This is a genomic window from Chthoniobacter flavus Ellin428, assembly GCF_000173075.1.
Taxonomy (GTDB): Bacteria; Verrucomicrobiota; Verrucomicrobiia; order Chthoniobacterales; family Chthoniobacteraceae; genus Chthoniobacter; species Chthoniobacter flavus.
In genome coordinates this window covers 136,339-147,940 of record NZ_ABVL01000009.1, presented here as the reverse complement: position 1 = coordinate 147,940, position 11,602 = coordinate 136,339, and the positions used below count along the sequence as shown (strand labels likewise).

Annotated in this window: 9 protein-coding genes; 2 read left to right on the top strand and 7 right to left on the bottom strand. The window is 60.7% G+C overall.

Annotated elements, in window-relative coordinates; translation table 11 throughout:
- Positions 1 to 9: 9 nt before the first annotated feature.
- A complete protein-coding gene (locus tag CFE428DRAFT_RS16075; protein WP_006980651.1) occupies positions 10 to 1,944 on the bottom strand; it encodes a RecQ family ATP-dependent DNA helicase in 1,935 nt (644 codons plus the stop codon).
- Positions 1,945 to 2,131: 187 nt separating this feature from the next.
- On the bottom strand, positions 2,132 to 3,100 hold the full coding sequence (locus CFE428DRAFT_RS16070; protein WP_006980650.1) for a L,D-transpeptidase family protein: 969 nt from the start codon (positions 3,098 to 3,100) through the stop codon (positions 2,132 to 2,134).
- A 73-nt stretch (positions 3,101 to 3,173) separates the two neighbouring features.
- Here CFE428DRAFT_RS16070 and CFE428DRAFT_RS16065 point away from each other — a divergent pair, with 73 nt between their 5' ends.
- On the top strand, positions 3,174 to 4,220 hold the full coding sequence (locus CFE428DRAFT_RS16065) for a glycosyltransferase family 4 protein (RefSeq protein ID WP_006980649.1): 1,047 nt from the start codon (positions 3,174 to 3,176) through the stop codon (positions 4,218 to 4,220).
- Between the two features lie 102 nt (positions 4,221 to 4,322).
- On the opposite strand, the gene CFE428DRAFT_RS33820 is transcribed toward CFE428DRAFT_RS16065, so the two are convergent.
- The 5 genes from CFE428DRAFT_RS33820 to CFE428DRAFT_RS16040 all read right to left on the bottom strand — a co-directional run bounded on the left by CFE428DRAFT_RS33820 (position 4,323) and on the right by CFE428DRAFT_RS16040 (position 10,360).
- On the bottom strand, positions 4,323 to 4,808 hold the full coding sequence (locus CFE428DRAFT_RS33820) for a type II secretion system protein (RefSeq protein WP_006980648.1): 486 nt from the start codon (positions 4,806 to 4,808) through the stop codon (positions 4,323 to 4,325).
- Positions 4,809 to 4,887: 79 nt separating this feature from the next.
- On the bottom strand, positions 4,888 to 5,910 hold the full coding sequence (locus CFE428DRAFT_RS16055; RefSeq protein ID WP_006980647.1) for a DUF3500 domain-containing protein: 1,023 nt from the start codon (positions 5,908 to 5,910) through the stop codon (positions 4,888 to 4,890).
- 109 nt (positions 5,911 to 6,019) lie between these two features.
- The gene (locus tag CFE428DRAFT_RS16050; RefSeq protein ID WP_006980646.1) at positions 6,020 to 8,017 is read right to left on the bottom strand and encodes a prolyl oligopeptidase family serine peptidase; all 1,998 of its coding nucleotides are present in this window, start codon (positions 8,015 to 8,017) and stop codon (positions 6,020 to 6,022) included.
- Positions 8,018 to 8,186: 169 nt separating this feature from the next.
- Entirely contained in the window at positions 8,187 to 9,053 is an 867-nt protein-coding gene (locus CFE428DRAFT_RS16045) for a hypothetical protein (protein ID WP_006980645.1), read from the bottom strand.
- Positions 8,999 to 10,360 (bottom strand): prolyl oligopeptidase family serine peptidase, encoded by a 1,362-nt coding sequence (locus CFE428DRAFT_RS16040; protein ID WP_006980644.1) that lies wholly within the window; start codon positions 10,358 to 10,360, stop codon positions 8,999 to 9,001. The genes CFE428DRAFT_RS16045 and CFE428DRAFT_RS16040 overlap by 55 nt, the downstream gene beginning before the upstream one ends.
- Positions 10,361 to 10,649: 289 nt before the next feature.
- Between CFE428DRAFT_RS16040 and CFE428DRAFT_RS33815 the strand changes: the two genes are divergently transcribed.
- Positions 10,650 to 11,519 (top strand): DUF72 domain-containing protein, encoded by an 870-nt coding sequence (locus tag CFE428DRAFT_RS33815; RefSeq protein ID WP_006980643.1) that lies wholly within the window; start codon positions 10,650 to 10,652, stop codon positions 11,517 to 11,519.
- The last annotated feature ends 83 nt before the right edge of the window (positions 11,520 to 11,602 follow it).

Genomic DNA, 11,602 nt, shown 5'->3' with positions numbered 1-11,602 from the left:
TGCTTAGAGCTACTCCCAGCAAGACTCCACTTGCTTGAGCACACTCCGAAACGGCACTGCCGCCCACCGGCCAAATTCCGGGCGCTTGGTCAATTTCGCGCGCGTTGTTGCCGGGCTGGTGAGGCCGCAGAGGTAGCGCGTGAGAGAGCGGGGGCTGGCCAGCGGGGCATGCTCCTCGAAGATGAGCGAGCGAATGTTCTCCTCGTCCTCTTCGCTGAAAGATGGGATTGGCGAAGCGGGAAGCGCGGTGTGGCTGGCTGGCTCTCCGGTCCGGCAGAAATGACAATGGCCGCAGTTCTCATCGGCCATTTCTTCGCCGAAGTGCGCGAGCAGGCGGCGGGTGATGCAACCCGAGGCACTGGCGAATTCCAATAGGCCAGTCATGCGCTGAAGATCGCGCTCCTCACGGCGGGCAAAGAGTTGGGCCAGTCGCGCGGCGACTTCCGCGGGAGAGGCGGTCACGCCGGCCTCGCAAAGCCGGAAACCGTGGCGAATGTTTGCCGGCTTTTGCGAAATGGCGCCGGTCTCTTCCAGCCAGGACAACGCCTTGACGATCCGCTCGCGCGATTCGCCGAGCTTTTGCACGGAGGCTTCGAGTTCCAATGTCAGATACTTTCGCCCGCGCCGGCCGGAGGCAAAAAGCTGGGTGAGGAATCGCCGGCGTTCATCGGTGTGCCCCTCGAGGACGGCGCTTTCCGCCCGGAGAAATTGCACCTGGGTGCTTTCGTAGAAGACACGCGTGGGTTGCAGCAGGCCCTCGAGTTCCAGGTAGGTAATCACCGTTTCGACGACGAGCGGGCGGATATCGGTCTCGTGGCTGATGTCGTAGCGGCTGATGTGAAACTCTTCACCGGAGCCGAGCATCCGCTGTACGAGCGCTTCGACGGCGGAGGATTCCGGGGTGTCACCGAGGGTGAAGTTCTCCAGCGGCACCGCGTCGTCGGCGCAGGCCAGCAACTCGCATAGCGCGGGCTGGCCGTCGCGCCCGGCCCGTCCGATTTCCTGCTGATAGTTTTCGAGCGTTTTCGGCAGGTTGAAATGAATGACGCTGCGGATATCCGCTTTGTCGATGCCCATGCCGAAGGCGATGGTCGCGACGATCACTTCGCACTCGCCGCGCATGAAAGCCTCCTGCGCCGCCGTGCGCTCTTCGGCATCCATCCCGGCGTGATAGGCCCGCGCGCGGAGTCCAGCCGCGGAGAGATGTCCGGCGACGTCCTCGGCAGTCTTTTGGAAAGTGACGTAGACCACGGCCGGCCGCACCTTGGCGCTGGCCAACCGTTTGGTGAGCGTGGCCAGCCTCTCCTGCGCGGCGCAAGGCGTGAGGCGCAGGTGCAGATTGGGCCGGCGGAATGAGGTCTGGACGTGGCGTTCCCGCGCGATCCGAAAGGCGCGGCAAATGTCGGCTGCGACCTCCGGCGTGGCAGTGGCGGTAAGAGCGAGGACGGGGTGCAATCCGAGTTCCTCGACCACCCGGGCCAGTCGTAGATATTCCGGGCGAAAGTTGTGTCCCCATTCCGAGATGCAATGCGCCTCGTCGATGGCCATAAGCGAAATGCGCGTTCGCCGGAGCCGATCGAGAAAGGCCTCACCCGAGAGTCGCTCTGGTGCGACGTAGAGCAGCTTCAGGGTTCCGTTGCGGAGATCCGCATAGACCTGCTGCGTCTCCGTGGCGGAGAGACTGGAGTCGAGTCGTGCGGCAGCGATGCCGCGGGCTCGCAGCGCGTCGACCTGATCTTTCATCAGCGCGATGAGGGGGGAAACCACCAGCGCAGTGCCCTCCAGCAACACCGCCGGCAATTGATAGCAGAGCGATTTCCCAGCACCGGTCGGGAAGAGAGCCAGTGCCGATTCCCCCGCGAGCAAGGCGCGGACAACCGCCTCCTGCCCTTCCCGAAATCCTTCATGGCCAAAACGCGAACGGAGCTCAGCGAGTAAATCCATATTCAAATGAACATATTTAGCCTCGGCTCGTAGAACAACATTTTTTCGTAGGCGGCGAGAAAAACGTCTCCTCCCCGCGGTCATTCTGAGCGGAGCGCCCCGGTGGAAAGGCGGCGGGGCGCGCAGTCGAAGAACCCCGCCGCTTTACGAACGATGCTCGCTGGTTCTTCGGCTGGATCTGCCCCACTTACTCGATGATCACCGTCATACCCTTGGTGATCAGCTTGCTGATCCGCACGACGTCCCAATTGGCCACGCGCATGCAGCCGTGGCTTTGGGCGCGGCCGATGGTTTGCGGGTTGCTCGTGCCGTGGATGCCGATGCCCGGTTTGTTCAGGCCGATCCAGAGCACGCCCACCGGATTCCGCGGCCCGGCCGGGAGGTTGTAGAAATTCTCCGTGCGCTTGCCTTCCTCCAGCACGCCCTTGTCCCAACGGAAGGTCGGGGAGGTGGCGATGCCGAGGATTTTCCAACTGCCGGCCGGCGTTTCCTTCGCGCCGCCGCCCATGATGCCCGGGGTGATTGGCACGGTGGCGAGCAGGGCGTCGCCATCCATGACATCGAGCAGCTTCTCGTTGCGATGAATCTGGATGACGCGGTTTTTGTATTCCGGCTTTTCCGGCAGGAAGCCTTGCTTGGGCAGGTCTTCGATGACGAACGGTTCGACATTCGGCACGCGGATCTGGTCGCCCGGCTTGAGCGCCTCTAGGTTTACGCCCTTGTTGATCTTGGCGAGAAACTCCGGCGCGCAGTGGTAACGCTCGGTCGCGAAATCAAGCAGCGAAGCGTAGGGAAGATACTTGAGCTTGCACTGCTCCTCGGGCTTGGTCGGGCTCGGGCCGACGAATTTCAGGTCTTCGTCCTTGAAGGTATAGAAGGTGTAAACCGGGTAGACGGAGTCGATCGGGATATTGGCATCGAGCACGCCGGTCTCCGGCAGGCCGTGGGCGCGCTGGTAGCGCTTCAACGCCTTGCCGACGAATTCGCCGGGGCGGCCATCGATCTTGCCCGGACCGAAAAGCTGCTGGTCGAGGAAGATTTCGAGCTGGGTGGTGATGTCGCGGGTTGTGACCGGCACGGCCTTGGCAACTTCAGGTTCCTGGGCGAGGCAGGCGGTGGTGGTGGCCAGGAGGAGGGCAATGGAAAGGAATTTCATCAGCGCGGAGCGAAGGGAATTGGCGAAAGCGGTCTGCCAGCTAACATCGTCTTCCCTCGCACGCAAGTATCTGATGAAAAACCTTCGCATTGCCCAAGTTGCTCCCCTCTGGACACGCATCCCTCCGGCGACCTACGGCGGCATTGAATTGCTGATGAAGCTGCACATCGACGAGTTGGTGGCGCGCGGTCACGACGTGACGCTTTTTGCCTCGGGCGATTGTTTGACCGCGGCCAAGCTGCATCCAGTCTGCGAGTTGAATCTGACCGAGATGTGCGAGCGTGGGGAGGCTTACTGCTTTGAATACTACGCGAGCTCGGCGATGGCGGAAGTGCAACAGCGTGCGGCCGATTTCGACGTGATCCATTATCACCTGAGCACGGCGTGGCTGCCGCTGGCGGCGACAATTCCCACGCCGGGGTTGTTCACGACGCATACTTGCCCGCACGTCGATGATGAGTTCGTCTTTCGTCGCTGGCCGCAGGTGGCGGTGAATGGGATCAGCCGTTCCCAGATGCATGCCGCGGGTGTGCGGCTCGGGCGGCAATTTCCGGTGGTCTACAATGGCTGCGACTTCGGTGCTTACGAGCCGTGCTACGAGCCCGGGGAATATCTGGCTTTCCTCGGCCGAATGTCGCCGGAGAAGAATCCGCTGGACGCCATTCGCGTGGCGCAGGCAGTGGATATGCCGATCATCCTCGCCGGGCAGCCGCAGAACGCGAAGGAGCAGGCCTATTTTGCCGAGCAGATCCAGCCATTGGTCGATGGCGAAAAGGTGCGCTGGATTGGGCCGGTGAACCATCCCCAAAAGCATGAGCTGCTGCGTCACGCGGCCGCGTTCATTTTCCCGATTCAATGGGATGAGCCGTTCGGCCTGGTGATGATCGAGGCGATGGCCTGTGGCACGCCGGTGGTGGCGCATCGGCGCGGTTCCGTGGAGGAAGTGGTGGACGATGGCGTGACCGGGTTCCATTCCGGGGTGATCGATGGGCTGGCGGATCTGATTCCCAGCGCATTGAAGCTCGACCGCAGGCAGGTCCGCGCCCAGGCCGAGATGCGCTTCAGCTATCAGGCGATGGTGGATGGGTATCTGGAGCTCTATCGCAGCCTGCTGCGCTGAGCGACGGCCGCGAGACTCATTCTCGAGGCATCACCCTAAAAAACAGACAGGGTGGACCGGAGCCCACCCTGTCTGGAAAGAGGTTGTTGCTGGACTGCGAGCTTACGGCTCGACGATGTACATGTAGGTCTTGGTGTCGACTTCGCGAAACGCGCCCGTGGCCAGGATGCCATTGTCGAAGCGGGTATCGATGTCGGTCATGCGCACTTCATCCATATCGTGCGGGAATGTGATGACGACGGCTGCGGTGGTAATCGATCCGTTGGCGCCGTGATACTGCGTTTGCCACAGCCAGGAACCGCCAACGGAGTTCGTATCCGTCCAAGGGAAGCCGCGCAGGTAGACGTTCATCCCAGCCGGAACCTGGCCGGCCGAGGTGGATGCCGGGTATTTGTTGTTTTCGGCGGCATACATTTCAAACGCACCGGCGCAGGTGCGCAGATCGCTGGCGAACCTGGTATTTTGAGCCATATTTCGCGAGCGGATGAAGGCGGGGAGCGCGATGACCGCCAGGTCGACCAGAATGGCGACGACGATCATGATCTCGACCAGCGTAAACGCGGAGCGGGAGCGGGTGGATTTCTTCATAATGGATAATGCAGGAATAATAGATTTCTCTACGTAGCATTACCCGGGCCATCCAGCGCCGCAATTTTGCGTTATTTGCCTACTTTGCGGTGTGGTCGGCCTGAATATGCTCTTTCAGAAGGTCGAGACCGAAGTCGTGATCGAAGTCCCGCCACACGCTGTGGACGTGGTTGGCGTCGTTCTGAGTGTTATCGTATTCCAAAACAAAATGGCCGCCTTGCACTCTGTAATAATGGGGTTGACCGCGTTCGAGGCCACCCGCCCAGGCAAAGTGCAATTTGTCCAAGCCGGCCTTCTCGATCTTGGCCCAATCATCGGCCGCAACATCGGGCCGGCAGCGAAAGATATATTCTTTTATCAATTTCACCAAAGTGGCGGTTTGCTCCGGGGTCAGTTGACTCTGGGAAATGCCTTCCGGATTCGTGGGATCGATGCGCTTCGGGTCATTCAGGATGTCCTTGGGTGCGGCTACCTGAAGGACGGCCACCTTGCGCTGCTCGTCAGTGAGCGATTTGACCAAGGCGCGCCCGAGGTCTTCCTCAGCGGCCAGAATACGGGTGCCGGCGCGGGGGCCAGTCTTTACTTCCCCAGGGTTGCTGCCAAAGAAGGAAGGGGTCATCGCGGGATCGCCATCGCCCACTTCAGTGTAGTTCAGAGAGAGATGGTGCCCCTCGAAGCGCCAGCCCCACGGGTCTTTGCCGCCGGGCGTGCCGAAGATGGAAAAATAATAATTATCGGGATCGCGAACCGGGCCGGTTTTGCCCTTTTCCAGCTCCTTGAGGACCGCATCGAGGCTCATAATCGAGACTGCTTTCTCATATCCGCGAGAGCTAAGACCGCTGGCGAGCAACGCCTGAGCCAGGAGCCGCTGCTCCGGAGCCATGTCTTTAATAGGAAGACCCTTCCGTTCCCGGGGGATGTAGTGCCAGTTCTTCCGCTCATCGTTGGGGAAGTCGAAGGTCACCCGCGCCTTCTGTTCCGGGGTGAGTGAGGAGAGGAAATTGATCGCGGCCGCGGTCATTTCGGCGTCGGCATCGTGGGCGTGGAGAGGGGCGGCGAAGAGACCGCAAAGGGCGAGTGGGAGGAGGTGGCGGAGTTTCATGTGGGTGAGGGGTGTCTGGAAGATTCGATCTGATGGGAGTTTTGAGCGGTAATCAGTAATCAGTGTGGGGTCGGACGCGCTCTACTGATTACTGTTTACTGAATACTGATTACTTTTCCCGCCACTTCCAGTGTTCATCGAACCAGCCGGCGTTCACGACCTTACCCGGCCACAATTCATCCGGCGGGGTGTTGAGGTCGATGAGCGCCCAGTCGGGGAGCTTCGGTGTCTGGAGTGAATTCGAAACGCGCGCGCCCATGCGGAAGGTGAAGCCACTATTCACGACCACGTAACGCTTGGGATTCGCGGGATTCGGGAAGATGAAGATCGGGGCATGATCGCCCGCGCCGGCGCTGGCGCCCCCCATGGTCAGCTTGTCCTTCGTCCATTGCACCGGCAGTTGCGGCAGGAGCTTGGCGAGGACCTTGTTGCTGCCGGGATCGCCCCAGAGCACGAGGTTGGCATTGGCGATGTCTTCGGCGGTGATGGCGGTGTCATCCTTGATCCGCGCGTCGCCCCGGAAGACCCGGCGCCAACCGGCGATGGCGAGATCGAGTTCGTTCTTCGCCCAGGTGCCGACTTTGTCGTTGAGCGCCTTGCCCGTGGGCCGCACGAAGATGAACGAGTCCACGAAGGCGTCGTCGATCGGGCCTTGCAGGCCGTGCTGTTTTGCGAGACCGGAGGCGGCTGCATGCGGAGTGACCGTCCACTTGCCATTCGCCTTGAGGAAATGAGCTGTCCACCGCTCTTTGACCGCGGGTCCGACCAATTCCTGATCGTCGACTACCACCCGCGGCGGATGCGTCTTGTCGAGCGGCGCCGGCCCCGGCGGCAACTCGATGGTGAATGCGGAAACATTCCTGGTTTTGACCTGGAAAGTTCCTTCGTCCACCAAAGTGGCGTCGACCTCGGCCTTTTCCCAATGCTGATCGAGCCCGTCGATGGTTAGCCACTTGCAGTTGTTGTAGCGTAGCGAATAGGTCTCATACCGAATGTGCGTCGGCATCGGGTCGCGGCCCTTCGCGACGTAGGCGTTGATGCGCTTGGAGAGTTCCTTCTTCGTTTCCGGCTCATACTTGTGGCCGACGCCCGGGCCGATCAGCCATTCCATTTTGATGCCGGCATCGGCCATCGCCTTGTTCATGAGATCGCCGGACTGCTTCTGCGGATCGATCTCGCCGCTGTAGGCGATGAAGGGCAGGTTGCCGTAGTTGGCCGCGATCTTGTCGCAGTCGTAGAGGCTGAACATCTTCCGCTCCCACGGAGCGGGCGGTACTTTGCCGGGCGCATCGACCTTCGCGTAAATCTCCGTCTCGGCGAACCCGGCGCCGCACGAGCCCACGGCCCACCAGCCCGGATAATGCGCCGCCATATGCCAGCCGGTCGCGCCGCCCATGGAGAAGCCCATTTCCACGATGCGATTCGGGTCGATGGAATAGCGCCGCTGCACATCGGCCATGGCCTCAAAGCAATCCGTCTCACCGGCAAATTTGCTGGCGTTGCAATAGCGGCCGTAGAGGTGCAGCTCGAAGGCATTCGGCGTGGAGAAGTCGTGTTTCCCCTTGAGCCGGCCATTGATGAAATTCACCTCGCTGAGCGTGTCGCCTCGACCGTGGAACCACAGGTAAAGCGGACGCGGCGTCTTGTCGCCGGGCTTCCAGTCATCGGGCACGATGAGGCCGTAGGGCTGCGCCGAGCCGTCGATCTTCGAGATGTAGCCGAGCACCAGCGGGCCGGTGGCGGAAGACCACGAGGCCTTGTTCTCCAGCAATTCCTTCGCGCGTTCCTGGCCAAGCTTGAGCTCCGCCTTGGCTGCGCCGATTTCCCCCGCCTTGAAGAATTCGTGGTATTGCAACGCATAGCGCACCGCCTTGTGGAAGACCTCCACGTCGGCGAGTTCGGCGGTGCTGGCATTCCGCGTCACGAACCGCTTCTGCAAGCTCTCGATGTCCTTGCCCAGCGCATCGAGTCCGGACTTCAATTCCGTGGCATCGGCTATGGGTACTTCGATGCCGGGCGGCGGCGCCTGCTTCGAAGTCGGGGTGGATTGGGCAAAAAGGAGCGCGGGGGCGAGCGCGAGCGGGAGGAGGATCGGGAGGGTTTTCATTGGGGGAGAGATTTCTGGGCGAAGGCGGCCCGCTCTTAATCTTAATCGTAATCTTAATCGTAATCCCCTCGGCCGACGCGCCGCTGAAGAGTAAGATTATGATTGAGAGTAAGATTAAGAAGCGGCAGCCGCTTCAACGGTGGGTGACAGAGTCGTAAAGCAGCGGCAATTACTTAGCCGGCACCTTCCAGTGCTCGTCGAAGAAACCGGCGGCTTTGACTTCGCCGGGCCACTTCGCGTCGGGTGCGGTGTTCAGGTCGACGATCGCCCAATCGGGCAGCTTCGGCGTCTGATCGGCATTGTTCAGCAGCGCCTGCTCGCGGAAGGTCACGCCGCTGTTCAGCACCACATACTTCCGCGGGTTGAGCGGATTCGGGAAAATCATCACCGGCGCGGTATGTGCGGCATCGTAATTCTTGCCGCCGAAAGCGAGTTCCGTCCCCGACCATTTCACCGGCAGCGCGCCGATGATCTTCGCCAGCAGCTTGTTGCTCGACGGATCGCCCCACAACACGAGGTTCGAGTTCTTGATGTCCTCATCGGAAATCGCCGTGTCATCCTTCACCGGCGCATCGCCACGATACGTCTTGCGCCAGAAACCGATGGCGTGCTCGAACTCGCTCTTCGCCCACGCGCCGACCTTGTCATTCAGTGGCTGGCCCGTCGGCTTCACGAAGACAAACGAAGACATGAAAGCATGATCGATCGGACCACACACCTGGGGCGTTTTGACGAGATCGTTCGAATCATTCGTCCCGCGACCGATGAGGGGCCCTTTGACCCAGTGTCCATTGACCTTGTGCGCCGTCGGCCTGACGTAGATCACCGTTGCGTTCGGGATGTTGGGGTAATCCACCGGCACCTTCTCCCCATCGATGGTCAAGGTGCAGCCCGGCTTGACGATCCGCGAGCTGAGACTCAATTCCAAGGCGTTCACATTTTTCGTTTCCACGGTGATCGCCTTTTCCCCCGCGCTGGCCTTCACATCGGCTCGCTCCCATTCCTTGTCCATTCCCTCGATCGTGACCCAATCCATCGTTGGGTAGATGAGGGTATAAGTGGTGAAATGCACTTCCGCGGGGTAAGGGTGGATGCGGCTTGTTCACCGCGGCATCCACCAGACTCTCCACTTCCGGCTTCGCCTCGGCCTTGATCTTGTGCGGCACCTGCAGGCCGATGACGTGATACATCTCCACATCCCGGCGCGGTACCGGTGACGTGCGCTTCGGCCGCTTTCGACGAGCCGTCACCGGGCGCCACCACTTTGAGTTCGCCCATCTTCGGGTTCGGCGTGCCGGCTTCCTTTCGCGCCGAGTAAATCATCAGGTCCGCGGCTTCCTTCTGCCCGTCGATCTCGCCAGAGTAAGCGACCGTCGTCGTGTTGGCCAGGTTGCTCACATAATCCTTGGAATCGTACCACTTCCACAGCGTCTGCTCCCAGTCGGGCGGCAGCGGTTTGTCCGGCGTGGTGCCGAGCTTCATGAATTCCTTCGTATCGCCGAAGCCGGCGCCAGGGTTGATCGCCGCCCACTTGCCGGCGAAGTGCGTGCCAAATTGCCAGACGCTCGCGCCGCCCATGGAAAAGCCGCGCACGACCAGCTTGCTCCGGTCGATGTTGTAGTGCTCCTCCGCGTTTCGCAGCGCCTCGAAGAGATCGACCTCGCCGGCAAATTTGTTGGCGCAGCAATAGCGACCGTAGAGATGCAGCACGAACGCGCCGGGCGGCGTGTATTCGCCTTTGCTCGTCAGCCGTTGGTTGAGGAAATCCAGTTCGCTCAGCTTTTCGCCGCGGCCATGGCACCAGAAATCCAGGCGCCGCGCCTTGGTTAAGCCGGGCTGCGTAATATCTTTGCTGGGCACGAAATCATCCGGAACGACCATGCCGTAGGGCTGCACCGAGCCGTCGATCTTCGAAATGTAACCGCGCGGCACCAACCCCGTCGCGCCGTTCCACGAAGGCTTGCCGGCCTTCAGTTCGCTTAGCCGCTGATTGCCCATCTCGAGCAATTTCTTGGCGGTGGCCACCTGCTTGACATCGAAGAATTCGTCATACTTCAGCGCCCAATCGACCGCCTTGTGGAAGATGATCACGTCGGGCAAGAGCGCGAACATGTCGGGCTTCGAGGCGAGGTTGTGCTTGGCGACGGTGATGTCTTTGCCGAGTGCGATCACGCCGGCTTCCAGTTCCGCACGATCCCCGGCGGGAATCTGCACGCCGGGCGGGGGCACCGCGCGCACCGGCGCGGGTGCAGTGGGAGTTTGGGCGAAAGCCTGGGTGCCGAGAACGGCGGCAACAGCGAGAACGAGACGAAGCGGACGCGAGGTCAGGACGGTGGGGGTCATGGGAGTTGCGAGTTGTATCAGTCCCCAACCGCCGGGCACGCTTTTTCCTTAGCTCCGGCGGCAGCCGGAGATTCTTAATCTTAATCGTAATCTTAATCTTACTCCTCTGCCGCGCTGGGCCTTTGCCGTTTTAAAAACACCCTTCACGAGATCACGCGGAGGAGGGGATTAAGATTAAGATCAAAATTAAGATTAAGAGATAATCGGACCGCCTTTCCGATCAGTGGTTTCGGATAGGGCATCGACGAAACTTCGGGCGCGGCTATCTTGAAGGACAGACGACCCTCCCTTGGATAAACTCGCGAACATCAAAATCGGGACCTGCGCCTGGAGTTATGAAGACTGGCGCGGGGTGTTTTATCCCGAGCATTTGCCGGCGACGGAACGGCTGGAGTTTTATGCTCGGCATCTGCCGGCGGTGGAGGTGGACTCCACTTTCTATGCCGCGCCGGCGCCGCAGGTGGCTGCGCATTGGGCGGAGGAGACACCGCCGGACTTTGTCTTTGCGTGCAAATTGACGCGAGAGATCACGCACGAACGCAAGCTGCGCGATTGCGCGGAACCGCTGCGCGAGTTTGTCGAATCGCTCAAGCCACTCGATGAAAAGCTCTGGTGTGTGCTCGTGCAATTACCGCCGTTTTTTCAGCCGAAGCGCGATGAAGTGGCGTTGCGGGAGTTCGTGCGGCATCTGCCGGCGGAGGTGCGGTTCGCGATCGAGTTCCGCCATGCGGACTGGCATCACCCACGTATCGCGCATTTGCTTTCGGAGTACGGCGTAGCCTGGGCCTGGAACGATCTCACTTCGCTCGATCATCAGCAGGAAGGGGCTTTTGAATTCCTGCCGGATACGACGGACTTTCTTTATGTGCGCTTGATGGGGGACCTGGAGAGGAAATACGCGGCGAATGGCCAGCGGATTCATCATTACCGGGAGCTGATGTGGCCACGCGATGCGTCGCTGGAGAGTTGGGCCGTGCGCGTGCGACAAGCCGCCGCGGAGCATCGCCGGATCTTTGTGGCGGTGAGCAATCACTACGAAGGCTTCGCCCCACATAGCGCACGGCGTTTGGGTGCGCGATTGGGCTTCGATTTTCCGTCGCCGCAGTTGGAGTCGGCGTCTGAATCTGGACCGGGCGAACAGCAGATGGACCTGCTGTAGGTTTTAAAGACGCAGAGGGAGAAAAGGCGGAAGGATGAAGCGAAGTGCGCTGCGCGTTTTTTTTCAACGAGGCCTTCGTTGTC